The organism is Roseovarius dicentrarchi, from assembly GCF_003316635.1.
GTDB classification, from domain to species: Bacteria; Pseudomonadota; Alphaproteobacteria; order Rhodobacterales; family Rhodobacteraceae; genus Roseovarius; species Roseovarius dicentrarchi.
Genome location: NZ_QNQP01000002.1, coordinates 49,605 through 76,333, shown reverse-complemented (window position 1 = coordinate 76,333; position 26,729 = coordinate 49,605). Strand labels below are relative to the sequence as shown.

Annotated in this window: 26 protein-coding genes; 15 read left to right on the top strand and 11 right to left on the bottom strand. The window is 62.8% G+C overall.

All coding sequences use genetic code 11. The features are described from left to right. Nucleotides 1–122: 122 nt before the first annotated feature. Nucleotides 123–590 (bottom strand): c-type cytochrome, encoded by a 468-nt coding sequence (locus DQ230_RS01760; protein WP_113910786.1) that lies wholly within the window; start codon nucleotides 588–590, stop codon nucleotides 123–125. A gap of 267 nt (nucleotides 591–857) precedes the next feature. Here DQ230_RS01760 and DQ230_RS01755 point away from each other — a divergent pair, with 267 nt between their 5' ends. The 7 genes from DQ230_RS01755 (at nucleotide 858) to DQ230_RS01725 (ending at nucleotide 9,242) form a co-directional block, all read left to right on the top strand. Further along, entirely contained in the window at nucleotides 858–1,889 is a 1,032-nt protein-coding gene (locus DQ230_RS01755; protein ID WP_113910785.1) for a BMP family protein, read from the top strand. Continuing rightward, nucleotides 1,890–3,434: an ABC transporter ATP-binding protein gene (locus tag DQ230_RS01750; protein WP_113910784.1), complete on the top strand. Its 1,545-nt coding sequence runs from the start codon at nucleotides 1,890–1,892 to the stop codon at nucleotides 3,432–3,434. Next, nucleotides 3,424–4,473, top strand: a complete 1,050-nt coding sequence (locus DQ230_RS01745; protein WP_113910783.1) for an ABC transporter permease — start codon at nucleotides 3,424–3,426, stop codon at nucleotides 4,471–4,473. The genes DQ230_RS01750 and DQ230_RS01745 overlap by 11 nt, the downstream gene beginning before the upstream one ends. After that, nucleotides 4,473–5,417, top strand: a complete 945-nt coding sequence (locus DQ230_RS01740) for an ABC transporter permease (protein WP_113910782.1) — start codon at nucleotides 4,473–4,475, stop codon at nucleotides 5,415–5,417. The genes DQ230_RS01745 and DQ230_RS01740 overlap by 1 nt, the downstream gene beginning before the upstream one ends. Beyond that, nucleotides 5,417–6,691: an amidohydrolase family protein gene (locus tag DQ230_RS01735; protein ID WP_113910781.1), complete on the top strand. Its 1,275-nt coding sequence runs from the start codon at nucleotides 5,417–5,419 to the stop codon at nucleotides 6,689–6,691. Before DQ230_RS01740 ends, DQ230_RS01735 begins: the two co-directional genes overlap by 1 nt. A 240-nt stretch (nucleotides 6,692–6,931) precedes the next feature. Further along, complete coding sequence (locus DQ230_RS01730; protein WP_113910780.1) at nucleotides 6,932–8,305, top strand: L-serine ammonia-lyase; 1,374 nt, start codon at nucleotides 6,932–6,934, stop codon at nucleotides 8,303–8,305. Nucleotides 8,306–8,315: 10 nt separating this feature from the next. Then, nucleotides 8,316–9,242, top strand: a complete 927-nt coding sequence (locus DQ230_RS01725) for a DMT family transporter (protein WP_113910779.1) — start codon at nucleotides 8,316–8,318, stop codon at nucleotides 9,240–9,242. Between the two features lie 4 nt (nucleotides 9,243–9,246). Here DQ230_RS01725 and DQ230_RS01720 read toward each other — a convergent pair whose 3' ends face one another. After that, on the bottom strand, nucleotides 9,247–9,915 hold the full coding sequence (locus DQ230_RS01720) for a thiamine diphosphokinase (RefSeq protein ID WP_113910778.1): 669 nt from the start codon (nucleotides 9,913–9,915) through the stop codon (nucleotides 9,247–9,249). 148 nt (nucleotides 9,916–10,063) lie between these two features. On the opposite strand from DQ230_RS01720, the gene DQ230_RS01715 reads away from it, so the two are divergent. Then, complete coding sequence (locus DQ230_RS01715) at nucleotides 10,064–12,295, top strand: hypothetical protein (protein WP_113910777.1); 2,232 nt, start codon at nucleotides 10,064–10,066, stop codon at nucleotides 12,293–12,295. Nucleotides 12,296–12,391: 96 nt separating this feature from the next. Here the strand turns inward: DQ230_RS01715 and DQ230_RS01710 are convergent, their stop codons facing one another. From DQ230_RS01710 to DQ230_RS01700, 3 genes are all read right to left on the bottom strand, one after another. Then, nucleotides 12,392–12,868, bottom strand: coding sequence for a fasciclin domain-containing protein (locus DQ230_RS01710; RefSeq protein WP_113910776.1), 477 nt, complete (start codon nucleotides 12,866–12,868; stop codon nucleotides 12,392–12,394). Between the two features lie 124 nt (nucleotides 12,869–12,992). Beyond that, nucleotides 12,993–13,709 (bottom strand): RlmE family RNA methyltransferase, encoded by a 717-nt coding sequence (locus DQ230_RS01705; protein ID WP_113910775.1) that lies wholly within the window; start codon nucleotides 13,707–13,709, stop codon nucleotides 12,993–12,995. Continuing rightward, nucleotides 13,706–14,824 (bottom strand): Ppx/GppA phosphatase family protein, encoded by a 1,119-nt coding sequence (locus tag DQ230_RS01700; protein WP_113910774.1) that lies wholly within the window; start codon nucleotides 14,822–14,824, stop codon nucleotides 13,706–13,708. The genes DQ230_RS01705 and DQ230_RS01700 overlap by 4 nt, the downstream gene beginning before the upstream one ends. Before the next feature lie 227 nt (nucleotides 14,825–15,051). On the opposite strand from DQ230_RS01700, the gene DQ230_RS01695 reads away from it, so the two are divergent. The 5 genes from DQ230_RS01695 (at nucleotide 15,052) to DQ230_RS01675 (ending at nucleotide 19,551) form a co-directional block, all read left to right on the top strand. Beyond that, entirely contained in the window at nucleotides 15,052–15,372 is a 321-nt protein-coding gene (locus DQ230_RS01695) for a virulence factor (RefSeq protein ID WP_113910773.1), read from the top strand. 26 nt (nucleotides 15,373–15,398) lie between these two features. Further along, nucleotides 15,399–16,328: a methylenetetrahydrofolate reductase gene (locus tag DQ230_RS01690; protein WP_113910772.1), complete on the top strand. Its 930-nt coding sequence runs from the start codon at nucleotides 15,399–15,401 to the stop codon at nucleotides 16,326–16,328. Nucleotides 16,329–16,349: 21 nt separating this feature from the next. Then, nucleotides 16,350–17,408 (top strand): methyltetrahydrofolate cobalamin methyltransferase, encoded by a 1,059-nt coding sequence (locus tag DQ230_RS01685; RefSeq protein WP_113910771.1) that lies wholly within the window; start codon nucleotides 16,350–16,352, stop codon nucleotides 17,406–17,408. Nucleotides 17,409–17,621: 213 nt separating this feature from the next. Then, on the top strand, nucleotides 17,622–18,176 hold the full coding sequence (locus DQ230_RS01680; RefSeq protein ID WP_113910770.1) for a CHAP domain-containing protein: 555 nt from the start codon (nucleotides 17,622–17,624) through the stop codon (nucleotides 18,174–18,176). A gap of 211 nt (nucleotides 18,177–18,387) precedes the next feature. After that, nucleotides 18,388–19,551 carry a LytS/YhcK type 5TM receptor domain-containing protein gene (locus DQ230_RS01675; RefSeq protein ID WP_113910769.1) on the top strand — a complete coding sequence of 388 codons (1,164 nt, stop codon included), beginning with the start codon at nucleotides 18,388–18,390 and terminating at the stop codon, nucleotides 19,549–19,551. Nucleotides 19,552–19,743: 192 nt separating this feature from the next. On the opposite strand, the gene DQ230_RS01670 is transcribed toward DQ230_RS01675, so the two are convergent. From DQ230_RS01670 to DQ230_RS01660, 3 genes are all read right to left on the bottom strand, one after another. Next, nucleotides 19,744–20,094: a RidA family protein gene (locus DQ230_RS01670; RefSeq protein ID WP_113910768.1), complete on the bottom strand. Its 351-nt coding sequence runs from the start codon at nucleotides 20,092–20,094 to the stop codon at nucleotides 19,744–19,746. A gap of 42 nt (nucleotides 20,095–20,136) precedes the next feature. Continuing rightward, nucleotides 20,137–21,243 carry an NAD(P)/FAD-dependent oxidoreductase gene (locus DQ230_RS01665; RefSeq protein ID WP_113910767.1) on the bottom strand — a complete coding sequence of 369 codons (1,107 nt, stop codon included), beginning with the start codon at nucleotides 21,241–21,243 and terminating at the stop codon, nucleotides 20,137–20,139. A gap of 170 nt (nucleotides 21,244–21,413) precedes the next feature. Then, nucleotides 21,414–22,637 (bottom strand): acyl-CoA dehydrogenase, encoded by a 1,224-nt coding sequence (locus tag DQ230_RS01660; RefSeq protein ID WP_113910766.1) that lies wholly within the window; start codon nucleotides 22,635–22,637, stop codon nucleotides 21,414–21,416. A gap of 107 nt (nucleotides 22,638–22,744) precedes the next feature. Between DQ230_RS01660 and DQ230_RS01655 the strand changes: the two genes are divergently transcribed. Further along, a complete protein-coding gene (locus DQ230_RS01655; RefSeq protein WP_113910765.1) occupies nucleotides 22,745–23,653 on the top strand; it encodes a LysR substrate-binding domain-containing protein in 909 nt (302 codons plus the stop codon). Between the two features lie 20 nt (nucleotides 23,654–23,673). On the opposite strand, the gene DQ230_RS01650 is transcribed toward DQ230_RS01655, so the two are convergent. From DQ230_RS01650 to DQ230_RS01640, 3 genes are read right to left on the bottom strand one after another with little or no spacing between them, the layout of a single operon-like run. Beyond that, complete coding sequence (locus DQ230_RS01650; protein ID WP_420820883.1) at nucleotides 23,674–24,198, bottom strand: gamma carbonic anhydrase family protein; 525 nt, start codon at nucleotides 24,196–24,198, stop codon at nucleotides 23,674–23,676. Then, complete coding sequence (gmk, locus tag DQ230_RS01645) at nucleotides 24,198–24,839, bottom strand: guanylate kinase (RefSeq protein WP_113910763.1); 642 nt, start codon at nucleotides 24,837–24,839, stop codon at nucleotides 24,198–24,200. The genes DQ230_RS01650 and gmk overlap by 1 nt, the downstream gene beginning before the upstream one ends. Nucleotides 24,840–24,842: 3 nt before the next feature. Beyond that, complete coding sequence (locus tag DQ230_RS01640) at nucleotides 24,843–25,748, bottom strand: YicC/YloC family endoribonuclease (protein WP_238987388.1); 906 nt, start codon at nucleotides 25,746–25,748, stop codon at nucleotides 24,843–24,845. Between the two features lie 307 nt (nucleotides 25,749–26,055). Between DQ230_RS01640 and DQ230_RS01635 the strand changes: the two genes are divergently transcribed. Beyond that, on the top strand, nucleotides 26,056–26,724 hold the full coding sequence (locus DQ230_RS01635) for a PAS domain-containing protein (protein WP_113910762.1): 669 nt from the start codon (nucleotides 26,056–26,058) through the stop codon (nucleotides 26,722–26,724). The last annotated feature ends 5 nt before the right edge of the window (nucleotides 26,725–26,729 follow it).

Sequence of the window (26,729 nt, the reverse complement as noted above, 5' to 3'; positions counted from 1 at the left end):
ATCACGCAAGTCGCAAACGGGATAAGGACAGCACTGCGCTGTCAGCGAAACAATCCGGCTCGCACGCAAAACGGGCGGACAATCACCTTGCCCGCCCCTTGGAAATCTATGCAACCCGGTGATTATTCGCCGGTATAGGGCGCCAGGTCGTGCAGATATGCGTAAAGATCAGCCGCCTCCTGCGGGTCGCGCACCTTCCACGCCATCTTGCTGCGGGCCTTGTTGGTGTCGAGCGTCGTCTTCAGCCAGTCGCTGGGATCCTGCACATACGCGACGAAATTTTCCTCGTCCCAGATGACATCGGTTTCACCCGCTTCGACCATCGGCTTGCCATAGCGGAAACCTTCAACAGCTGCGACCGGGCCGCCTGTGATGCCGTAAAGGTTCGGACCAACGACAGCGCGGTTGCCGGCAAGTGTTTCACCGTCGTCGGTTTTCACGACGTGGCATGTCACGCACTGCTTGGCGAATGCGGCCTCGCCTGCGGCAATGTCGCCGCTTGGGGCGGCAGATTCGCCATCTGTGGCGGCAAAGGCAGGCGCGCTCAGCAGCAGGGCCGCTGCGGTAGCTGTGGCGATAAAGGGCTTCATACTTCCTCCTTGGCCCGGACAGGGCGTTGAACAATTTCCGGTACAGAACGCCGCAGATGTTTTGACGGTTCCGCACAGCAATAATCTTGCACTTATTGGCCATCGCCGCCAGTCCTTTAGGTCGCCGCGCGGGAATTGCGCCACGGACAGCCGATAAATTGCAAAAACTGCCCGGCGTCCCGTGTCAAATAGCTGGCTATCGGCGGCGTTTGATTTTACCATTTGGACAATAACTTGTCGTAGCATCCGAATGGGGGGATAATATTGATGACCAAGGCACCGACACAGCAGCGCGGCCTGACGCGCCGCCGATTTCTGGCCACCGCCGCTGCCGCCGCGCTGACCGCCGGTCTGTTCTGGGGCGCGCCGCAGGCATTCGCGGCAGAGCCGATCAAATGCGCGGGCATCTATACGGTTCCCGTTGAACAGCAATGGGTCAGCCGCCTGCACAAGGCCGCCACCGCCGCCGCCGAGCGCGGTGATATCGACTATGCCTTTTCGGAAAATGTCAGCAACACCGACTATGCCCGCGTCATGCGCGAATATGCCGAAAGCGGCTACAAGCTGATCATCGGGGAGGCGTTCGCCGTCGAGCAAGAGGCGCGCGAAGTGGCGGCCGAATACCCCGAAATCGCGTTTCTTCTGGGATCCAGCTTCAAGGAAGATGGCGCGCTGCCAAACTTCGCCGTCTTCGACAATTACATTCAGGACGCCTCGTATCTGACGGGAATCATTGCAGGTTCCATGACCGAGACAGGCAATGTCGGCCTGATCGGCGGCTTCCCCATTCCCGAGGTAAACCGACTGATGCACGCCTTCATGGCCGGCGTGCGCGAAACGCGCCCCGACGCCAAATTCCAGGTCAGCTTCATCGGGTCGTGGTTCGATCCGCCCGCGGCCAAGGAAACCGCTTTTGCCATGATCGAAAACGGCGCCGACATGCTTTATGCAGAGCGGTTTGGCGTGTCCGATGCCGCTGTGGAAAAGGGCGTTCTGGCCATCGGCAACGTGATCGACACGCAGGCGCAGTACCCCGATACGGTCGTGGCCTCGGCGATCTGGAATTTCGAGCCGACGCTGAACATGGCCATCGAACAGGTCCGCGCCGGCACGTTCGAGGCAGCAGATTACGGCACCTATTCCTACATGAAGGAAGGCGGCGCCGAACTGGCCCCGCTGGGCACGTTCAAGGGCAAGGTGCCGCAAGAGGCGATTGATCTGGTCGAGGCCCGCACAGGCGAGATCATGTCCGGCGAATTTGTCGTCGAAATCAACGATGAAGAGCCGAAGTCACAATAAATGCCCGATAAAACAGAGGCGCGGGTTGTCCTGCGCCTCGATAAAATTACCAAGACATTCGGTGCGCTGACCGCGAATGACGCGGTCAGCCTGACCCTTCACAAGGGCGAGGTGATCGCGCTTCTGGGTGAAAACGGCGCCGGCAAGACAACGCTGATGAACATCCTGTTCGGTCAGTACACTGCCGATTCCGGCAGCGTCGAGGTGATGGGCGCCGCCCTGCCCGCCGGCAATCCGCGCGCCGCGCTGGATGCGGGCGTGGGCATGGTGCACCAGCATTTCACACTGGCCGACAACATGACCGTGCTGGAGAATGTGACGCTGGGCACCCGTCCCTTGTGGGCGCCCGGTCTGGGGCGCGCGGCGGCGCGCGCCCGCATTGTGCAACTGGCAAATGATTTCAAGCTCAGCGTCGATCCGGACGCCCGCATCAGCGCGCTCACCGTGGGCGAGCGCCAGCGGGTGGAAATCCTCAAGGCGCTTTACCGCGATGCGCGCATCCTGATCCTGGACGAGCCGACGGCGGTTCTGACCCCGCAGGAAACCAATGATCTGTTTGAAACCCTGCGCAAGGCGATTGCGCTGGGGCTGTCGATCATCTTCATCTCGCACAAACTGCATGAAGTCATGGCAATCTCGGACCGCGTCGTGATCCTGCGCCACGGCAAGGTGGTGCATGAGGGGCCAACGTCTGGCACCGACCGGCACGATCTGGCCGCCCGCATGGTCGGCGGCGAGGTCAGCGCGCCGAAGGCCGCGCCGGGCGTTCCGGGTGCGCCGCTTTTGTCCTTACGCGGTGTCAGCACGCCGGATCGTGGCAGCGCGCCGGGCCTGAAATCGTTGGATTTTTCGCTGCTTGCCGGACAGATCACCGGGCTGGCCGGTGTGTCCGGTAACGGCCAGGCGGCGCTGGCAGATCTGATCGGCGGCATGATCGCGCCCCGTACCGGAACCCTCGTCCTGAACGGGGCCGATATTCTGCACTGGTCGCCCCGCGCAGCGGTGCATGCGGGGATCGCCCGCATTCCGGAGGACCGGCATAAAACCGGTACGATTGCGGATTTCGATCTGTCGGAGAACGCCATAATTGAAACTTACAAGGACCCGCCATTCAGCCGTCATGGCTGGATGAACTGGCGCGCCGCGCGCGATTTTGCCAGCCGCATCATCACCAGTTACGACGTGCGCTGCCCCGGTCCCGGCACCCGCATTCGCCTACTGTCGGGCGGCAATATGCAAAAGCTGATCCTTGGCCGCGTCATGGAGGGCGCCCCCCAGATCATTCTGGCCAACCAGCCGGTGCGCGGGCTGGATATTGGCGCTGTCAATTACGTCCATAGCCAGCTATTGGCAGCGCGGGATCGCGGTGCGGCGGTTCTGCTGATATCCGAAGATCTGGATGAAATCATGGCCTTGTCGGACGTTATTCATGTCATCTCTGAAGGGCGATTGTCGCCCGGTTTCGCCCGCGGCAGCATGAGCCCCGCCGAGCTGGGCGTCTGGATGGCCGGCCACGGCTATGAGGAGGCGGCGCATGCGTCTTGAGCCTATTGCCAACCCGTCGCTGGCGCGCACCCTGACGCCGCCGACTTTGGCGATTGTCACGACAGTTGTGATTGCGTCCCTTTTGGCGATGCTTGCCGGGGCGAACCCGTTCGCGGTGCTGGGCCTGATCCTGAAAGGGGCATTCGGCAGCAAATTTGCCCTGCTGGAGACGCTGAACCGGGCCACGCCGCTGATTTTCACCGGCCTTGCCGTGGCTGTGGCGTTCCGCGCGCGCCTGTGGAATATCGGCGCCGAGGCGCAGCTATACGCCGGGGCGCTGGTGGTGGCGGTGCTGGGTGCCGGCCTGCTGGACTGGCCCGCGTTCGTGCTTTTGCCGGTGATGGCGATCTTGGCGATGATTGCCGGCGCGGTCCTTCTGCTCATCCCGGCGCTGCTGAAGGTACGTCTTGGCGTTGACGAGGTGGTCACGACCCTTTTGATCAACTTCATCTTCCTGCTTTTCATATCCATGCTGCTGGAGGGCGCACTGAAGGATCCGATGGGTATGGGCTGGCCCAAATCCGCGCGCCTGATTGACGAGGCGCGCCTGCCCCGTCTCATCGACGGGCTGCGCCTGCACTGGGGCTTTGGCCTTGCGCTGATTGCGGCGGTTATTGTCTGGATCATCAGCGCCCGCACGACCTTGGGCTATGAGATGCGCGCCGTGGGCCTGAACCGCAACGCCGCCGAATTCGCCGGCATCCCGGTGGGCCGCGTTCTGATCAAGACGGCGCTGCTATCCGGCGGCCTCGCCGCGCTGGCCGGCTTCTCCGAGGTGGCGGGCCTGAAGGGCAACCTGACCTTGGACCTCAGCCCCGGCTTTGGCTATACCGGCATCATCGTGGCGATGCTGGCCCTGCTCAACCCGCTGGGCGTCATCGCCGCCGCGCTGTTCGTGGCCGGCATTTTCGTTGGCGCCGACAGCATGTCCCGCGCGGTGGGGGTGCCGACCTATCTGGCGGACATCATGCTGGCCACCGCACTCCTTCTCATGGTGGTGGCAATTTTGCTGACCCGGTTCCGCGTGGTGAGGGCCTGATGGACATCTTCGAGATCTTCCTGACCGCCAGTTTCTGGACCGCCGCGATCCGCATCGCGTCCCCGCTGATCTTTGCCACGCTGGGCGAGCTGATCTGCGAGCGGGCCGGTATCCTGAACCTCGGGATCGAGGGGATCATGGTCGCCGGCGCCTTCGCGGGCTGGATGGCGGTCTATTCGGGCCTTGGCCTCTGGCCCGGCGTGCTGGTGGCCTTTGCCGTCGGTATGGGGTTCGGCCTGATCCATTCGATCCTGACGGTGCCGTTTGGCCTGTCGCAGCATGTCGTCGGCCTGGGCGTCACGTTGCTGGCGACCTCCAGCACCTATTACGCCTACCGCCTGGCCCTGCCCGAAGTCACCAGCCCGCCCAGCATCACACCGTTTCAACCTTACGAGATCCCGCTGCTGTCAGACATCCCGCTGATCGGCCCGGCGCTGTTTGCGCAAACCCCGCTGACCTATCTGGCTTTCATCATGGTGGCCGTGGTGGCCATCGTCCTCTACCGCACGCCCCTTGGCCTTGCCGTGCGCGCGGCCGGCGAAAACCCGCAGGCGGTGGCGGCGCAGGGCCTGTCCGTGTCCGCAATCCGCATGGGCGCGGTCATGATCGGCAGCGGCCTGATGGCCGTGGGCGGCGCATTCCTGACCATGTCGGCCTTCAACAGCTTCTTTTTCGAAATGGTAAACGGGCGCGGCTGGATCTGCATTGCCCTCGTCGTGTTCGGCGCCTGGAAGCCGGGCAAGGCGCTTCTTGGCGCGATCCTGTTCGCCGCATTCGACGCGCTGCAAATCCGCGTCCAGCAGACACCGCTGGGGGCCGGCATCCCGTACCAGATCTTCCTGATGATGCCCTATATCCTGTCCATCCTCGCGCTGGTCGTCATGTCGCGCCGCGCCGAAGTGCCTGCCGCCCTCATGGTGCCATTCAACAAGGGAGAGCGCTAATGTTCGACATCATCGTCAAGGGCGGCACGCTGCCCGATGGCCGCGTCACCGATATCGGCATAACAGACGGCCGCATCACCGCGATCGAACCGCTGGAAACCAATGCGCGCGAAACCATCGACGCCACCGGCGACCTGGTCTCGCCCCCCTTTGTCGATCCGCATTTCCATCTGGATGCCACCCAATCCTACGGCACCCCCCGCATCAACGCCTCGGGCACCTTGCTGGAAGGGATCGGCCTCTGGGGCGAGTTGAAACAGGTCATGACCATAGACGACATGATCGCGCGCGCGCTGACCTATTGCGACTGGGCCGCCTCAATGGGCCTCTTGGCGATCCGCAGCCACGTGGACACCTGCGATGATACGCTCAAAGGCGTGGAGGCGATGCTGGAGGTGCGCGAACAGGTCAAGGACTACATCGATCTGCAACTGGTCGCCTTCCCGCAGGACGGGCTTTACCGCGATCCCACGGCGCGGGCAAATACCATCCGCGCCCTCGACATGGGCCTCGACGTGGTCGGCGGCATCCCGCATTTCGAACGCACGATGGCCGATGGCGCCGCATCGGTGCGCGAGCTGTGCGAAATGGCCGCCACGCGCGGCCTGCGCGTCGACATGCATTGCGACGAATCCGACGACCCGATGAGCCGCCATATCGAAACGCTGGCCTATGAGGCGCAGCGCCTCGGCCTGCATGGCCGCGTCAATGCCAGCCACCTGACCTCGATGCATTCGATGGACAATTACTACGTCTCCAAACTCCTGCCCCTGATCGCCGAGGCAGGAGTGTCCGCCGTAGCAAACCCGCTGATCAATATCATGATCCAGGGCCGGCAGGATACCTTCCCGAAACGCCGCGGCATGACGCGGGTCAAGGAAATGCAGGCCCACGGCATCACCGTCGGCTGGGGTCAGGATTGCGTCCTGGACCCGTGGTATTCGCTCGGCACCGCCGACATGCTGGACGTCGCCTTCATGGGAATGCATGTCGCGCAAATGTCCTCGCCAGACGAAATGGCCCGCTGCTTTGATATGGTCACCCAGCAGAACGCCGCGATCATGGGGCTGGACGATTACGGCTTGCATGTCGGCGCCAACGCATCACTGGTCATCCTTGATGCGGCAGACCCGATCGAGGCGCTGCGCCTGCGCGCGGCGCGGCTCTGCGTCATCTCCAAGGGGCGCATCATATCCCGCACCCCCCGCATGGACGCATCGCTCAGCCTGCCCGGCCGCCCGGAAACAACACGCCGCCGCCACCGAACAAGCTGAACCGCGCCGCCCCTTTCTTTTTGCCTTAAATATCCTGGGGTGAATTTGCCGAAGGCAAAGAGGGGCAACGCCCCTCTGAGCACCCTCCCGGCACCCTCCCGGCACCCTCCCAGTCCTCTCCCGGCCCCGCACCACCCGGTTGCGGCACAAGATAACCCACCAATGCCGCATTCAGTATAGGCACAGCGCAGAGTTCGTGGCACAACCGCCGGACCACGCTCGCCTGAAGGAGGCCCACCCATGTTCCTGTCTGTCTTCGATATGTTCAAGGTCGGCATCGGCCCGTCCTCGTCCCACACGATGGGGCCGATGGTCGCCGCCGCGCGCTTCCTTGATAAAATGCGTGCCGCACCGTTTGAATGTGCCGGGGTCAAGGGCACGCTGCATGGCAGCCTTGCCTTCACCGGGGTTGGTCACGCGACCGACCGCGCGACCATTCTGGGCCTTGCCGGGTTCCTCCCCGAAACCTACGATCACGACCGCGCCGAGGCGGTGATGGCGCAAATCCGCGAAAGCCACAGCATCTCCCCCGAGGGGCTCGGCACGCTGCATTTCAATCCCAAGGAGGATCTGCTGTTTGATTTCGGCCCCAACCTGCCGGGTCACGCCAACGGCATGGTGCTGATGGCGACCGACAAACAGGGCGATACCATCCTTCGGGAAACCTATTTTTCCATCGGCGGCGGTTTCGTGATGACCGAGGCCGAACTGGCCGCAGGTCGCAATACCGACGAGGGCGAGCCTGTGCCCTACCCGTTCAAATCCGCCGCCGAAATGCTGCAAATGTGCGAAACATCCGGCAAAACCATCGCCCAGATGAAAAAGGCGAACGAGATTTCGCGCCAGGGCGAGACGGACATGACGGCCGGCGTCAAACGCATCTGGCAGGTGATGAATGACTGTATCGAGCGCGGCATGAACACCGAAGGCACCCTGCCCGGCGGGCTGAACGTCAAACGCCGCGCCAAGGGCATCCGCGATGCGCTGATCGCCGAGCGTGGCACGAACCAGAACGCCCCGCACAAGATCAACGACTGGATGAGCGTCTACGCCATGGCCGTGAACGAGGAAAACGCTGCCGGCGGGCAGGTCGTCACCGCGCCCACCAATGGCGCCGCCGGCGTCGTGCCGGCCGTGATCCGTTACTACCTGGATCACCACCCCGGCGCCTCCGAAGACCATGTCGAGGATTTCCTGCTGACTGCCGCCGCCATCGGCGGGCTGGTCAAATTCAACGCCAGCATTTCGGGCGCCGAGGCGGGCTGTCAGGCCGAGGTCGGCAGCGCCGCCGCGATGGGAGCGGCCGGCCTTTGTGCCGTGATGGGCGGCACCCCGATGCAGATCGAGAATGCGGCGGAAATCGCGCTGGAGCATCACCTTGGCATGACCTGCGATCCGGTCAAGGGGCTGGTGCAGGTGCCGTGCATCGAACGCAACGGTCTGGGCGCGATCAAGGCGATTTCGGCGGCCAGCCTTGCCATGCGCGGCGACGGCACGCATCTGGTTCCGCTGGATGCCTGTATCGAGACGATGCGCCAGACCGGCGCCGACATGATGGACAAATACAAGGAAACATCGCTGGGCGGCCTTGCCGTCAACGTCCCGAACTGCTGAGCCTGCATCGATGGCGTTGCCCGTTCCGGACCAAACCGCCCGCGTGACACTGGGCATCGCTTTCATGGTCGGCTTTTCCATCATCGCGCCGGTCATGGACAGCTTTGCCAAGCTGATCGGCGATGGCATGGCCGTGGCGCAGGTGGCTGCGATCCGTTTCGCGGCCCAGGCTGTGCTGCTTTTGCCGCTGGCGGCTGTGATGGGCTGGCTGCACCGGCCCCGAGGCAGGGAGGCGGTGCTGCATCTTGTGCGCGCGGCGCTGTTGCTGGTGGCAACGGGATGCTTCTTTTATTCGCTGCAATTCATGCCCGTCGCGGACGCCATCGCCATTTTCTTTGTGGAGCCGTTTATTCTGACCCTGCTGGGCGGCCTGCTGCTGGGCGAGCCGATTGGCCCGCGCCGCTACATCGCCTGCACCATCGGGTTCTGCGGCGCGCTGCTGATCATCCGACCGTCATTTCAGGATTTCGGCCTTGTCGCGCTGTTGCCGCTGGTCACGGCGTTTCTGTTCGCGTTCTACATGATCCTGACCCGGCAAATGGCCACGCGGATGCATCCGATCACCTTGCAGGCCTATACCGGGCTGGCGGCGCTGCCGATTGCGCTGCCCGTCCTGTGGGTGTTTGACGGCAGCGGCATCGGCCCGCTGGACCCGTCGTGGCCGGATACGCGCATCTTCTGGCTGCTGGTGGTGCTGGGCCTGTGCGCGACCGCCAGCCATATCTGTATCAGTTTTGCGCTGAAATTCGCGCCCGCCTCGGTGCTGGCGCCGGTGCAGTACCTGGAGATCGTGACCGCCACCGCGCTGGGATATTACATCTTTGGCGATCTGCCCGACGCGATCAGCTTTGCCGGGATCGGCCTGATCGTCGCCTCGGGTCTGTTCGTGTTCCTGCGCGAGCGCCATCTGGAGCGGCGGCCCCTGCCGCAGCCCTGATCGCTCAGGGCCAACGCGCGGGCGCGGACATCAACATATCGCCGACCGCGCCGGCATGGCCTGCTGGCAGGATCACCAGCAGTTTCGGCGCCGTCACGCTGATCGCCACCGGCCCGGTCGCAAAATTTGACGTGCCAATCTGCCCATCAGGTGTGAGCGTCAGCCCGTCAATCGGCCAGTTCAGCCCGTCCGAGCGCCCCTCGACCGCGCCCATGGGAAACAGCGACACGCGCGTTCCGGGCGCCAGATCCAGCGCAAAACTGGGCGGCGCCAGAAACATGACATCCTGCGGCCCGATCAGCATGCAGCGCCGGGCGGGCCAGCGCACCAGCGCGTTGCACGCCGCCAGTTCATGATCCAGCCGCGCGCCGCTGAATCCCACCCCCAGAATCAACGGGGCCGCGATCCGCGTCAGGCATTTTTCAAAATCCGTGCTGTCCTGCTCCTCGATCGGGTGCAGGATCTCGGCGGGGTATGCGCCGCGCACATCCGCGGGAATCGAATCAAAATCACCGATGACGGCATCCAGAGCAATTTCGCGCGCATGGGCCGTTGCCGCGCCGCCATCGGCGGCCACGATCCGGCCCGCACGCGACAGCGCGAATGCCAGCGCGGTTTCGCATACCGGCGCGCCGCCGATCAGCGCAACAGGTGCAGAACTGTGAACAATCAATCTAAAATCCCCTGAATTTGCGCGGCAAAAGGAAACCCGTCACAATCTTGCCATGAAATGATACGTTGAAAACCGTAGATTCGGGCCTCTTTGGTCGTGCCTGTCATGGTAAAGATTGGCTTCGCAGGCAAGGAAAGGCGAACATATCATGGTTAGCACAAGCAAGATCCTGACAGTTTCATACGGCACATTCTCGTGCACTCTGGAAGGGTTCGACGACTCGTTCGATACCATGAAGGCCATCGCCGAGTATTTCCGCGACCTGTCTGCCGGTGATCGCTACTTTGGCGCCGAACCGGCCACCCCCGATGCCGACATGCTGGCCCGCATCGCCGAGCGCGAGATTTCCCGCCATGTGGAGGCCCGCGATGCCGATGGCCGGATTCACCTGCGCGCCGGGCCTGCCGCCTTTCCCGCCATGGCCGCGCTGACCAAAGATACCGCAGCCCCTGCGCCCGCGTCCAGCGATACCGCGGCGCCGTCGCCGCGTGATGAGGACGGCAGGGGCGCAACGCCGCAGAGCGCAAAGCCCGCGGCCCCCACTGCCGCCGCGTCTGCTCCCGCGGCGGCAGAACCTGCGCCGGACCGTCCGGCCAGCCGCGCAAACCAGTCCAGCAGCGAAAGCATCGCAGATAAGTTGCGCCGCATCCGTGCCGTGGCCGGCCCTTCAGGCTCGGCCTTCTCCGGCAGCGGCTATGACGACGAAGATCAGGTGCAGGAGTTTGCCCCCGACACAGCTACTGAGTCACCCGCCGCTGACCCTGCCCCTGCCGAGGTCGCGGACACCGACCTGCATGCAGATCCCGAAGGCGCGCAGGCAGACATGGAAGATGACACCGCGCATGTGACTGACGCAGAAGGGGATCAGCCCGCCGCCCATTTGGATAGCTCAGAGGAGCAAGAGCCAGAGGACACCGCGCCCGCTGTCAATGACGCGACTATCGAAGAGGCCCGCAGCGAAGACGAGCCCCAAGCGTCCGGCACAGAGGTTGACGCAACCATGCTGTCCGACGACGACATGCTGGCGCGCCTCAGCGCGGATGCAGAGCGCGCGGACGAGGCGCAAAACGTCTTTGATGATGCGATCGAGCCCCAGGACGATGATGCAGACGCATCCGACGATCTGGACCAGCTCTTTGCCGCGATAGCCGCCGATCAGCCCGACGAACTGGCCGCTGATGCACCCGCCGAACAGCCCGGCGGCGATGATACGCTGGCGCAACTGCTGGCTGATTCGCAGCCGGGCGGCGACATGACGGAGCAGGAAACAGACGCAAGCGATGCACAGGCACCAGCGCAAACCCCGCCTGCCCGCCCTCTGGATGCGCGCGTCATCAAGATGAAACGCGCCGATCTCGAGGCCGCTCTGGCCGGTGGATCGCTGGAAGAGGAGACAGGCGCCGCGCCTTCGGACGGCGGGCTAAGCCCCGAAGCCGAAGCAGAGCTTCAGCGCGAACTGGCAGAGGTCGAAGCCGAGATTACTCGGGCGCGCAGTGCCGAAAAGATTGATGCGACGGCAAAAGATGCCGCGCCGGAAATTGCGGACGAAGCAGCGCAACCAACGCCGCAGCCCAAGGGTGAACCCGCCGAAGATTCGGACTTGCCCCCAGAGCAGGCTCAGGAAACCCGGATCAAGACCAGCCGCGCCGAGCGGCGCCGCGATCAGCCCGCGCCGGATGCGCAGGCCAGCCGGATCTTTGACGAGGCCAACACACAGCTGGACGAGCCGGAATCCAACAAGCGGCGCAGCGCCATTCAGCACCTGCGCGCCGCCGTTGCCGCAACCAAGGCCGAGCGCCGCGCCGGCGGCGCAATGACGCCCGGCGTGGATGATCAGCCCTATCGCAAAGACCTGCAAAGCGTGGTGCGGCCACGCCGGCCGCAGGCGGTCACGGCCGCCACGCCCCGCCCCGGCACCGCCGCACCGGCCCGGCCGGCCCCGCTCAAACTGGTGGCCGAGCAGCGTGTTGACGCGCCCGCCGCCCCGGTGCGCCCGCGCCGGATCACCCGCGCCGATCTGGCCCAGCCCCGGCCCGCGCCCGCCGGCACGTCAACGGCAGGTGCGACACCGCGCGCGACACCGCCCGCCGGCCGCGCCGAGGCGCCGACCGGGTTCGCAGGCTATGCCGAGCATGTCGGCGCAAACAGCCTGACCGATTTGCTGGAAGCCGCCGCCGCCTATCTGGCCGATATCGAAGGGACACCGCAATTCTCGCGCCCGATGCTGATGCAGAAACTACGCGAGGCGCATGAGGATGATTTCAGCCGCGAGGATGGCTTGCGGTCCTTCGGGTTGCTGCTGCGACAAGGCAAACTGCAAAAGCTGAAAGGCGGGCGGTTTGCCGTGACAGACGTGACGGATTTCCGCCACTCGGCCTGATGCTGGATAAAAAATGACGCTGCCAGAGGGATACTCTGGCAGCGTTTTTGTTTGCATTGCTCGCACACGCCAGCGGGGTGTGCCGAACAGCGCCGTTTACATGGCCGGCATCAGCACAGCATCAATGACGTGGATGACGCCGTTCGACGCCTCGATGTCGGCGGATGTCACGTTCGCGTCGTTCACCATGACGCCGCCTTCGGTCATGATGGTGACGTCATCGCCCTGCACGGTTGCGGCTGTCATGCCATCGCTCAGGTCCGTCGACATGACTTTACCGGCCACGACGTGATAGGTCAGGATCGCGGTCAGCTTGTCCTTGTTTTCGGGCTTCAGCAGATCCTCGACGGTGCCCTCGGGCGGTGCGGCGAATGCGTCATCCGTGGGCGCAAAGACGGTGAAAGGGCCGTCACCCTTCAGTGTTTCAACAAGGTCGGCCGCCTGCACAGCGGCGACCAGCGTGCCGAACGATCCGGCATCGACTGCCGTGTCGACGATATCCTTGTCAGCCGCCATTGCGGGCAATGCGAGGGCTGTCGATGCGGCCAGTGCCATGAATGTTCTGCGGATCATAAAATCTCTCCTCCTGGGTGTGCGCCGTGATCGGCGATAAAGGAGATACGCAGGGTGCCGGGAACAGGATCACTCACATATGCGTGATGTCGCCGTGACCGGTCGGTTGGCCAATGACGCGCGCCTATCCCCGGAATCCAGACGCAACCACGAATTTTTCCGAGCTGTCGGCGCGGCTGCTGGGGGGTTTCACGTTGGCCACCTTGGCAAAGCGTTGTTTCAGCAGCTTTTGCAGCTCGCCCTCGGCGCCGCCTGCCAGAACCTTGGACACGAATGTGCCGCCCTCCTCCAACACGTCAAACGCCAGGTAGGCCGCCGCCTCGCACAGGGAAATGATGCGCAGGTGGTCCGTCTGTTTATGGCCCGAGCTGGACGCGGCCATGTCGGACATCACCACATCGGCAGACCCGCCAAGCCATTCCTTGACCTGTTCGTCGGCGCCCTCATCCATGAAATCCAGCTGATGGATGGTGGCGCCGGGAATCGGCTCCACCTCTTGCAGGTCGATGCCCAGGATCGTCCCCACGGCTTTGCCCTTTTTCTCCTCCAACGCGTTGATGCGCGGCACCGCCACCTGAATCCAGCCGCCGGGGGCACAGCCCAGATCCACGACGCGCGCGCCCGGCACCAGGAAGCGGAATTTATCGTCCACTTCCATGATCTTGAACGCGGCGCGCCCGCGATACCCTTCGTTCTGGGCGCGCTTGACATAGGGGTCATTCAGCTGCCGTTGCAGCCAACGCGTAGAGGACGCCGTGCGCCCCCGCGCTGATTTCACCCTGACCGTCAGGTCGCGTTGGCCGCGCCCCGATGTATTCTTGCCGTCCGGTCCCTTGTTCATGCGCTCTCCTCGCTGGCCAGCACGCCATCGGCGGCCATTTGGGCGTATAGCATGCCCTCGCGCAGACCGCGATCCGCAACTGACAATCTGTCGGTCGGCCAGCAGCGCAAAAGCGCCTGAAGGATCGCAACGCCGGACATGATCAGCGCATGCCGGTCCAGCCCGATGCGCGGATCCAGCCGCCGCCCGTCCGGACCCAGCGCCAGATAGCTGCGGATCACCTTGTCAATCTGGTCCGAGGTCATGCGCAGCCCGTCCACGCGGTTGCGATCATAGCGCTTTAGCCCCAGATGGCTGGCCGCCACGGTGGTGACCGTGCCGCTGGTGCCGACGATCTGAAACCCCTCGCGCGATTGTTCGCTTTTGTAGGGGGCAAATTCCATCAGGTTTTCCTCGAAAAACCAGCTCATCAGGGCAAACCGCGCCGCGTCATCCTCGACGTCGCGGAACTGGTCGCGCAAGGTCGCCACGCCCAGTGGCACGCTGATCCAGTCGACGACACGCGCGGACGGCCCGCTGTCGCCGACGCCCGCCTCAAACCCGCCATGCAGGCGCATGATGGCGCGGCGGCGCTGGGACCGCTCAACATCGGTGAGGTCGATCCACACCAGCTCGGTCGAGCCGCCGCCGATATCGACGACCAGCAACTGGTCCGTTTCGGGGCTGACCAGCGGCGCGCAGCTGACCACGGCCAGCTGCGCCTCCTCCAGCGGTGTGATCACATCCAGCGTCAGGCCGGTTTCGCGGCGCACACGCGCCATGAACGCGGCGCCGTTGGTGGCGCGGCGGCATGCCTCGGTCGCGACGAGGCGCATGGTGCCAACGTCGTGACGGCTCAGCTTTTGCTGGCACACACGCAGCGCTTGAATCGTGCGCCCGATGGACGCACGGGACAGCAGGCCGCTCGCTTCCAGACCGGCGCCAAGCTGCACCGATTTGCTGAAGCTGTCTATCACCCGGAACTGACTGCCACGCGGTTCGGCAATCAGCATCCGGCAACTGTTCGTACCCAGATCGAGCGCGGCATAAAGCGGCGCGCGACGGGGCGATTTCGGCGCGGGGCTCGGGGCCCGTTTCGGGAACGCGCCCGCACCTTCGGGACGCTTGGGCGTCATTGGAACGCCCTCCATTTCTTGTTGTCCCTAACATATGGGTTTCGCCCCGTTCGTGCAAGGCTGCACAGATAGCTCGATTTGCTTCAGCTCGCCGGGTTTTCACCCGGCCACGGCAATCGCGGCGTCGCTCTGCGCGTGTGTTGCGTCGAAAACAGTCGCCGCGCCGGGGGCTGCGTGCTTTAGACAAGGGTTCAGGCAAGCCGGTCAGATCCAAGAGGGGAATCATCATGGTCGACGTAACGATTGTATATTGGCGCGATATTCCCGCGCAGGTCATGGTCGGCAAAGGTCGCAGCGGCACGAAAAAGCAGCTGCCCGAGAAGTTTGAGCAGGCCATCGACCGCGCCGCAATGAAGGTCGGTGCGGCGGGCAGTGACGCCTATCTGGCCGAATGGCGCAAGGCCCCGCCCTACCCGGTCGAGGGCGAGGCCGCCGATGTCGTCGCCGCCGAGGCCGAAAGGCTTGACCGTGAATACGACCGCGCGCGCCTGAAGGCGCTGATTGCAAATGACGGCCACGACCCTGCGCCTTCGGTGCCCACCGCATGACCCCAACCGGGATTAAGGACGCATTGATGTCACTGTTCAGCTTCAAAAAACGCCCGGCCATCGTGCCAGATGCCCCGACGGCAGCGGTTGAGGCCCTGCTACGGGACTACTCGATCGAGGTGATGCCGCGCACCGCCGAGAATGTGGACGATTTCCGCGATCTGCTGCCCGCCGAAACGCGCGTCTATATCGCCCATATCGAAGGCACCCCGATCGAGGATATGGTGGCCACCGCACGCCGCCTGGCCGATCAGGGCTATCGCCCCATGCCGCATTTCCCGGCCCGGATCATCAAGGATCGCGCGACGCTGGCCGACTGGATCGCCCGCTATCAGGGCGAGGCAGGCGTCGATCAGGCGCTGGTCCTTGCGGGCGGCATCCCGCAGGCTTGCGGCGATTTCCACAGCTCGATTGATTTGCTGGAATCGGGCGAATTCGGCAAGGCAGGCTTTAAACGTCTGCATGTCGCGGGCCACCCCGAGGGCAACCGCGATATCGACCCTACCGGCGGCATCGAAAATGTCAGCGCCGCGCTGCGCTGGAAACAGGCGTTTTCCGAAACATCGGATGCGCAGATGGCGCTTGCCACGCAATTCGCGTTCGATGCAGCGCCCATCATCGCATGGGCCGACAGCCTGAAGGCGGCGGGGATCGACCTGCCCATCCATATCGGCATCGCCGGCCCGGCCAAGCTTCAGACCCTGATCAAATTCGCCATCGCATGCGGCGTCGGCCCATCGCTCAAGGTGCTGCAAAAACGCGCAATGGACGTGACCAAGCTGCTGTTGCCCTACGAGCCGACGGAGGTGATCGCCGACCTGGCCGCGCACAAGGCAGCAAACCCTGATTTCAACGTCACCAATGTGCATTTTTTCCCGCTTGGCGGGATCAAGGCCAATGCGACATGGGCGATCCAGAATGCCGGCGCCTCTGGCGTGCCTGCGTCGGCCCAATAAACCTGTATCCAAGGAACACACATGACCCGCACGATCGTCGAGAGCAAAACAAAAACCGCCATCATTGGATTTGACGAACCCTTTTGCGTCATCGGCGAGCGCATCAACCCCACCGGCCGCAAACAACTCGCCGCCCAGCTGGAGGCCGGGGATTTCTCTACCGTTCAGAAGGACGCCGTGGCGCAGGCCAATGCCGGTGCCACCGTTCTGGATATCAACGCGGGCGTCGTGTACAACTCAAACCCCAACCCGAATGAAACCGAACCACCTTTGATGACCAAAATTGTCGAGATGGTTCAGGGGCTTGTCGATCTGCCGCTATGCATCGACAGCTCGGTTCCGGCGGCGCTTGAGGCGGGGCTGAAGGCATGTGAAGGGCGCCCCCTGCTGAACTCCGTCACCGGGGAGGAGGAGCGTCTGGAATTCGTGCTGCCGCTGGTCAAGAAATACAACGTGCCGGTTGTCGCCATTTCCAATGACGATACCGGCATTTCCGAAGATCCCGATGTCCGGTTCGAGGTCGCCAAAAAGATCGTCCAGCGCGCCGCCGATTTCGGCATTCCCGCGCATGACATCGTGGTGGACCCGCTGGTCATGCCGATTGGCGCGATGGGCACCGCCGGATTGCAGGTGTTCGCACTTGTCCGCCGCCTGCGCGAGGAACTGGGCGTGAACACCACCTGCGGCGCGTCCAACATCAGCTTTGGCTTGCCCAACCGGCACGGCATCAACAACGCCTTTCTGCCCATGGCAATGGGCGCGGGCATGACCTCGGCCATCATGAACCCGGTCGCGCTGCCCGTCCCGCCATCGAAAATCGCAGCCAAGCGCGCCGAAGTCGCCGCGACCGGCCTCGAAATTCCCGAGGACATGGATGACGAGACGTTTTGCCAGCTTTTCGGACTTGGCAGCACATTGCCGAAATCAGGCAGCGAAATGGAGGCGATTCGCGCGGCCAATTTCCTGACCAACAACGACCCGCATGGCAGCGAGTGGATCCGCTTCAACAAAAGCGCGCCCAAGGTGGGCGAAGAAGGCCGCGGTCGCGCGGGCCGCGTCGGCGGGCGCAAACGCCGATAAATCCCTGTCTATTCAATGCTGAAGCCCCGCAGTTTGCGGGGCTTTTTGCGTCTATGCATATTTGCAACACCGGCGATCATCCGTCTGCTCACGCCGAATTGAGCGGTTTTTTGCCACGCGGAATCTAGCGCCTTCGAATTATCGGAAAATTGTAGCAAACACATCCCCGAACGCCGGAAGAGCGTCGCAGGCAGAAACAAGTTCGAGGGCACGATGACCATCCATTCCAACCGCTTCTGGCGTCTTGCGCCGCTTATCTGTGTCGCCGCAATCAGCCTTGGCGCCTGCGCCCGCGCACCCCAACAGACCGAAACATCCAGCCAGTTCAGCATCGACCCCGCGCGCGAGGCGTTGGCCCTGCGCGAGGCCGCCGATCTGCGCGCCAGCGGCAAACGCGTCTGGTGCGTCCCCTTTGCCCGCAACGTCAGCGGTATCAACATCCGCGGAAACGCACATACATGGTGGAACAAGGCCGCGGGCAGTTTTGAACAGTCCTCGGCTCCTGCGGTCGGTGCTGTGATGTCTTTCCGCGCAACCAAATCAATGCCGATGGGCCATGTTGCAGTTGTGTCCAAGGTATTGGCCCCGAACCGGATTTTGATCGATCACGCGAATTGGCACCGGGATCAGGTCAGCCAGGATATGGCCGTGATTGACGTATCGGAGGCCGGTGACTGGTCCGCCGTGCGGCTGGAGACGAACCCCGATTCGTTTGGCAGCGTGTACCCCGTGAACGGCTTTATCCTTCCGCCCAAACCCGCAGCGTAGGGCTGCTGCCACGCGGTCAAATATATCGTTATACTAGCTATCGCGCGTCCCGGACGATTTCGGGACGTTTTTGCGTTCTGGCGGATTTGTCGTCAAAACAAACATAATGTTTACGCAGTTTCCAGCGCGCTGCGGGCGCTTTTAGACGCTCGTTAAGTCCTCGTTATACATTGCGCATTACTCATATCCCTCGAAGAGTGGGGAATTTGATATGCTGCTGTTACCCGAAGTGATTGGCTCTCTCGCCATTGTTGTCATGCTGGCATCATTATTTGGATTGATCAGATCGCATATGCCGGAGGCGCGCGCGCAGATAATACTGGGCTTCTCCTTCGGCCTTGTGGCGATGATTCAAATGAATGCTCCGCTGGAAATGGCACCCGGTGTTATCATCGATATGCGCAATGTGTCTGTGGCACTTGCCGGCGCATTTCTGGGGTGGCGCGCCGCGTTGATATGTCTGGTCATGGCCGCATCCATGCGTGGCTATATCGGCGGCGTCGGCATGGCATCGGGGCTGGCCGGGATGCTGGTTTCCTTCCTTGCCGGATTCTTGTGGAACCACTGGACACTGCGCCAATCGCGCCGCGGAATAGTCAGCATGATTGTCTTGGGCCTTGTAACCAGCTTTCATCTGACAACAGCGCTTCTCATGCCTTGGGATCTGTGTGTCGCATTCCTGTCAACGCTCGCCCTTCCCATGGCGGTGCTGAACCTGCTGTCCATTCCCGTTGCCGCCACCTTTTTGGAGCATGAGCGTTTTCGGGCCCTTGTCGAACGCCGCCACGCCGCCGAGCGCAGGCAGGACCCGATAAGCGGACTGACGGGCTTTGAAACCTTCTCGCGCGATGCAATCGCACTCTCGCACGGCGACGCTCACACCAGCATTGCGGGAGTTGTAGCGGTTCGTGTCGCCGGCCGCCGTAGCCTGGCGCATGAATTGGGAGCGGCGCGTTATGCATCCCTGCTCAGCGCGATCAGGGTGCGTCTGGATAACCTGAACAAGGCCGGGCTGCCTATCGGCGCCACTGTCGATGGTCAGATCCTGATGGGCCTCAATTTCCATCAGATCGCGGACCTGCCTGGCACAGAGGTAAAGATCCGTCGTTTGTTAAACGATAAGGCGTATATAGTGGAAAAAGACGTCCGGCTGCGGATTGGTATCACCGTGCAGAGTTTTCAGACCCCAAACGCAACGGTGCTTGAATCGGTTTTGCATCACATTTCCATGTGCCCATCCGGCGCGCCAATTAAAGGCCCGTCAAAGAAATCCGTATGGGCGAAGAAGCGGCGACAAGACGGCGATGTGTCGGACAACAACGGGCGTCACAACGGCCTGTTTGACACGGCGCGCGTTCTTTGGGCGATGAAATAGGTTCTCTCCGGCGCCTACGGACCACAATCGCTGCGCTGGTCTGGAATAGGTCCAAGCGTTTTTGCTGAGGTATCGGAGGCTATTGAAAAACCCTTGGATGAATTTCAAATTTATTTCGATAGTCTCTGCCAAAACATAGCTTGGCAGAGACTGTTTCAAAACAGTGTGGCGCAACGCACGCAGATGGCTGGCTTACTTCTCAGCCGCGACGACGATGAATTCGACCAGGTATTCGGGCGTTGCCAGTTTGGATTCGCCTGCGGCGCGGGCGGGCGTGTGGCCCGCAGGCACCCACGCATCCCAAACCGCGTTCATTTCGGCGAAATCCTTCATATCGGCCATCCAGATAACGGTCTGCAAGATACGCGTCTTGTCCGATCCCGCCTCCGCCAGCAGTTTGTCGATATTGGCAAGGCAGGTCTTGGTCTGCTCGGTGACGCTGTCACCGGCATTGCCGACCTGGCCCGCCAGATAAATCGTCCCGTTATGCTTGACGATCTGGCTCATGCGCGGGCCAGTGTGGTCACGTGTAATGTCATCCATTTTGCGGTCTCCCAAGGGTTTAAAAACGCAGTCTATAAAGTCTCACTTACCCGCAAACCGACCCGGTGCCATGGCGGTCAGTACCGCCTCGGGCAGGTCGGGACTACGGGAGCCGATTAGCGCGGCGACGGTTTGGGCAAGCGCGGGCGCCGTCTGAACACCATAACCACCCTGCCCGGCCAACCAGAAAAATCCGTCAGCATCCGGGGCAAAGCCGACAACCGGGGTGCGATCGGGCGCAAAAGTGCGCAGCCCGGCCCAACTGTTTTCAACCCGCGTCACCGGCACAGTCACGGCTTGCTCATACCGGTCCAGCCCTTCGGCCAAAACCATGTCATCTGGCCATGCGTCATGCGGATCGACCGGATCCTCGTCCGCGGGCGACACCATCAGCCTGCCCGCGTCCGGCTTGGCGTACCAGGTTTCGGCCACGGTTGCGAAAAGCGGCCAGCTTTCGACGTCATATTCATCCGGCAGTCGCAAAAGCGCGGCCGAGCGGCGCATTGGCTGCAACCCAACGCGTCCGACCCCGGCGAGGGATGCGATTTCATCAGCCCAAGCGCCGCCAGCATTGATAAGTGTCGGCGCCGCAAACACCCCGGCGCCTGTTTCCACCTGCCAGACACCCTCGCGGCGGGAAATGGTGGAGACGCGCGCGCCGGTCACAATCTTGCCACCGCGCGACCTGAGCAGGCGGGCGTAGCCCTGAAGCATCCGGTCCACGTCAATGCTTTGCGCGCTGCTTTCATAGAGGGCGCCGGCAATGCGCTCCAGGCGCAGGATTGGCACCATTTTTGCACAATCGGCGCCGGTCATGTCCTCCAGGCCAGTCGCGCCGGCGGCGTAGGCCTCCAGCTGGGGCAGCTCATCCTCGGAGGCCAACAACAGCTCGCCGCGCGGCGACAGAAGGCTGTGATCACTGATGCCATCAGGCTGTGTCAGCGTCGGTTCGGACAGCGCGTTGATCGCACGCAGAACGGAATTGCCATAGTTGCGGATATAAACGGCGGCCGATCGTCCGGTTGAGTGATAGCCCGTCTGGCTTTCGCCCTCCAGCACCAGAACGCGCGCGTCAGCCGACAATTCAGCCGCGGCGGAAATGCCCGCGATGCCGCCGCCAATGACGATAATATCAGCCGTTTCAGTCATGTCAGCGCCCTCTCCGGTCTGGCCCGTGTCTTTTGGATTCAGTGGCGCCAGCATTGAACGAATTGATCGCAGATTCCAAGGGCTGCGGTTGGTGTTTTCATTACGCATTCACACAAAAAACGCGGGCAGGATTGACCTGCCCGCGCTCACTACTCGGTCTTGGATCGCGATCAGAAAAACGCTTGCAGGCCTGTTTGCGCACGGCCCAGGATCAGCGCGTGGACGTCATGCGTGCCCTCATATGTGTTGACGGTCTCAAGGTTCACCATGTGGCGAATGACGTGATATTCCTCGGAAATACCGTTGCCGCCATGCATATCGCGGGACATGCGCGCGATATCCAGCGCCTTGCCGCAGTTGTTGCGCTTGATCATGCTGATCATTTCGGGCGCGGCGTTCGCCTCGTCCATCAGGCGGCCGACACGCAGCGCGGCTTGCAGGCCCAGCGTGATTTCGGTCTGCATATTCGCCAGTTTCAGCTGAAACAGCTGCGTTTGCGCAATCGGCTTGCGGAACTGGTGGCGGTCAAGGCCGTATTGCAATGCACCATGCCAGCAGAATTCGGCGGCGCCCATCACGCCCCACGCAATGCCATAGCGGGCGCGGTTCAGGCAGCCAAACGGACCCTTCAGCCCTTCGACATTCGGCAAGAGCGCATCCTCGCCGACCTCGACACCTTTCATCACAATCTCGCCTGTGACCGAGGCGCGCAGGGATTGCTTGCCGGCAATTTTAGGCGCGCTCAGCCCGTCCATGCCTTTTTCCAGAATGAACCCGCGAATCTTGCCCTCATGCGCGTCCGATTTGGCCCAGACGATGAATACATCCGCGATCGGGCTGTTGGAAATCCACATCTTCGCGCCGGTCAGGCGGTAGCCGCCGTCGATCTTTTCGGCGCGGGTTTTCATGCCCGCCGGATCGCTGCCGGCATCGGGTTCGGTCAGGCCAAAACAGCCGATCAGCTCGCCTTTGGCCAGCTTGGGTAGATATTTCTGGCGCTGCTCTTCGGTGCCGTAAGCATAGATCGGGTACATGACCAAGGACGACTGCACGCTCATCATCGAACGATAGCCGCTGTCGACGCGCTCAATCTCGCGCGCGACAAGGCCGTAGCTGACATAGCCGCTGCCGATTCCGCCGTATTCCTCGGGGATTGTGGTGCCCAGCAGGCCCATTTCACCCATTTCGGGGAACAGCTCGGGGCTGACCGCCTCGTTTGCGTAATCCTGAATGACCCGCGTTTGCAGCTTTTCCTGCGCATAGGTGCGGGCGCTTTCGGCGATCATCCGCTCTTCTTCCTGAAGCTGGTCGTCCAGGCGGAAGGGGTCTTTCCAGTCGAAACCGGACAGATCGGGGGCGTCTTTGGCTTTGAGTGTGGGGGCGTCGAGGCTCATCATGTTCCCTTTCCATGAGTTTATCATGTGTTCTGCTTGTCATATAAGGCGTTTGACCCCAGAAGAATACCAAGTCTTTTGCGAAAACCCATGAGGAAATGGAATAGATGGCCCTGCCCCGCAGATTTCTGCCCTCCATCGCCAGCCTGCGCGCGCTGGAGGCGCTGGACCGGCTGGGCAGCGCAACCGCCGCCGCCGACGCGCTGACCCTGACGCAAAGCGCGGTCAGCCGCCAGATCCAGGCGCTGGAGGAGCAGCTGGGCGTCACGGTGATTGTGCGCGACGGCCGCCGCATTTCGCTGACCCCGGACGCGGTGCAATACGCGGCCGAGGTGCGCGCGGCGCTCAACCAGATAGCGCAGGCATCGCTGAAACTGACGGTAAACCCATCGGGGGGCGCGCTTAATCTGGCGATTTTGCCGACCTTCGGGATGCGCTGGCTGGTGCCGCGCCTGCCGGATTTTGCGCGCAGCCATCCAGAGGTGACTCTGAACCTGTCAACGCGGATCAAACCGTTCAACTTCGCAATGGAACCCTTTGATGCAGCGATACATTTCGGGGACGCGGATTGGCCGGGAACGCAGTCCATGCGTCTGCGCGGCGAGGCGGTGATTGCGGTCTGCGCGCCATCGCTGATTGCGGAAAGGCCGCCCGCGACCGCCGCCAGCCTGCTGGACATGCCCTTGATGCATATCGAAACCCGGCCCGAGGCGTGGCGCGCATGGTTCGCGGCCCAAGGGGTGGAGGCAGGCCGAGTCACCGGCACGATCTATGACCAGTTTTCAACCATCACGCAGGCCGCGCTGCATGGGCTGGGCGTGGCGCTGCTGCCGGAATATCTGGCGTCAGGCGACATCGCGGCGGGCCGTTTGGCGGTCGCGTGGGGCCAGCCAACGCCCAGCCCCGGCGCCTATCACCTGGTTTGGCCGGACATCAAGACCGGCGATGGCGCGCTGACCAAATTCCGCAACTGGCTGGCGACCCAGATTGGCGAGGATGATTTGCTGCCGCGATAATGTAAGGCAGACCAGCGCGGTCAGTCCAGCGGCGCTAATCCGGCGCGAAACCGGCGCATCCGGTCCTGATAGCCCAGGGCGCTTTTGCGGATGCCGTCGATTGCGGCGGCGTCCAGTTCGCGCACCACCTTGCCCGGCGCGCCCATGACCAGCGATCCATCGGGAATATGCTTGCCTTCGGTGATCAGCGCGCCCGCCCCGATCAGGCAGTTGCGCCCGATAACGGCGCCGTTCAGTACCGTCGCGCCCATGCCGATCAGCGAATTGTCACCAATGGTGCAGCCATGCAGGATGGCCTTGTGCCCGATTGTGCAGCCGGCACCGATGGTCAGCGGATACCCCATATCCGTATGCATGACGCAGTTTTCCTGCACATTCGTCCCCGCGCCGATATGGATCACCTCGTTATCGCCGCGCAGCGCGGCGCCGAACCAGACCGAACTGCCCCCCTCCAGCACGACGCGCCCGATCACATGCGCGCCCGGTGCGATCCAGTAATCGCCATCTTCGGGCGTGGTGGGGCGGTGGCCCTCAAATGCATACATCATGTGCGGTCCTCGAATTCCATTTGCAGGTTGCGTACGTGTTCGGTCAGCGCGGGCTGCTGGATACGGCGCAGCCGGGCGGCGGCGATGATCTGCTTGAGCGATGCATCGGTTGCGTCCAGATCATCATTGGTCAGCACATAGTCATATTCCGCCCAATGGCTGATTTCGTCCCAGCTTTTCTGCATCCGCTTTGCGATCACATCATCGCTATCCTGCCCGCGCGATTCCAGCCTGCGGCGCAACTCGGAAATGGAGGGCGGCAGGATGAAGATCGACAGCGTATGTTTGCCCAGATCCGAATTCTGGATCTGCTGCGCGCCCTGCCAGTCAATATCAAACAGAACGTCGCGGCCCTGATTGATCGCCGCCTCGACCGGCCCCTTGGGCGAGCCGTAGTGATTGCCAAAGACGAACGCATGCTCCAGCATCTGCCCCTCGATGACCTGTCGTTTGAAATCTTCTGTCTCCAGAAAATAATAGTCGGACCCGTCCACCTCGCCCTCGCGCGGCTTGCGCGTCGTGGCCGAGACGGAGAACAGCACGTTTTCGTCCCATTCGCGCAAACGGCGTGACAGCGTGGATTTGCCGGCGCCCGATGGGGACGACAGGATAATCAATAATCCGCGGCGGTTGCTCATGATCTACTCCACATTCTGCACTTGTTCGCGCATCTGGTCGACAGCCACCTTCAGCTCCAGCCCGATGGCGGTCAGGTCGGTATTCTGTGCCTTGGCGCACATGGTATTGGCCTCGCGATTGAATTCCTGGCTGAGAAAATCCAGCTTGCGCCCCACCGGTGCGCCGCTGGCCAACAACTCCCGCGCGGCGGCGACATGCGCATGAAGGCGGCCGATTTCCTCGGTCACATCCGCCTTGACGGCGATCAGGGCCAGTTCCTGCGCGACACGCGCCGGGTCCGCGCCATTTGCGCCATCCATCACGCGCCCAAGACTTGCCGTCAGGGCGGCCGCCATTTCCGGCGCGCGCGCTATGGCGGCGGCATGAGCCGCGTCTGTCAGGCGGGCGATGTCGGCCAGATGCGCCTCCAGCAATGCGTGCAGCGCCGCGCCCTCGCTGGCGCGCATGGCGATAAAATCGGTCAGGACAGTTTCAAAATCGGCGCAAAGCGCTGCTTTCAGCGGCTCGGTATCGGCCATGTCGCTTGCCACGTCCAGCACGCCGCGCACGGCCAGAACATCGCCGGGGCGCGCGGGTGCCAGGGACAATCCGCGCTCCATCGCGCGCGCCTCGACCTCGGCCAAGGCTTGCAGAACATCATCGAGCTGGGCCGAATTGATCCGCAAACGCCCGCCCGCATCGCCCGACTGCACCCGCAAGGTCAACGATACATTGCCGCGCACCAACGCGCCGGACAGGCGCGTGCGCAGGGCCGTTTCCAAACCGGCGATCCAGTCCGGCACGCGCAGGCGCAGATCCAGCCCCTTGCCGTTGACGCTGCGCAGCTCCCAACTCCAGGACCATGGGCCGTCCGCGCCCTGCCCGGCAGCAAAGCCGGTCATCGAATTCACTGTGCGCGCCATGGTCATGCAGCCCCCTTGCCGGTTTGCGCCGTATTCCTAAGCCTTGAACATCAGCGTGGCAAGCCATCCTGCCCGGCGCCGCCATGCCGGACCGGCTGCCGCGCCTCGCGGAGAAGTTAACCATTTGTAAAGGATTTTAGACAAAAGCGGGCGCCTTTGTGGCATATTGTCTCCACCGACCACCCGCGTCGCCCCCTTGGGTCGATCCGAAACACTGGCCAGGATTTCACAGTATGCGCACGGAACCACGACGGTGCGGCGCGGTTAACCAGTCTTACAAATGTCGCCGCATCAGGCGGGAAAGGGCAGGATCATGACACGCGATATCCATCTGATCGACGGCCACACGGCAACCCCGCTGCGCGCCTTGGCGCAGGTCGCGCCATCCCTGTCACCGCATGCCACGGCGCTGGCGGATTTTGCAGCATATTGGCAAAAGATGCGGCGCGGCACAGATGTTCCGCGCCGGTCGGATATCGACCCACGCGGGATCGAGGCGCTATTGTCCAACGCCTTCATCGCGGAGCGCATCGCGCCGGGTCTGGCCCGGTTGCGCATCGCCGGCAGCCACATGACGGATCTGATGGGGATGGAGGTGCGCGGCATGCCGCTCAGCGCTTTCATCACGCCCTCTCATCGCGACGCGCTGTCACATCATCTGGTCAGTGTTTTTGATCAGCCTGCAACGCTGCGTCTGTCGCTGGCATCTGCGACTGGCCCAAAACTGACCGGTGACATGCTGATCCTGCCGCTGCGCAGCGATCTTGGCGACATCTCACGCGCATTGGGATGCTTGGTAACGTGCGGAAACCTGGGCCGGGGGCCACGCCGCTTTGATATTGTCGACGCGCAGGTTACACCATTGGAAGGTGCCGCGCACCCTCGTCTTGCCACGCCCACGCTCGCACTGACGAGCGACAGACGAGCATCCGAACCTCACCGCGCAGGTCAAAAATCGCATCTGCGATTGGTCAAGGGATAACTCTG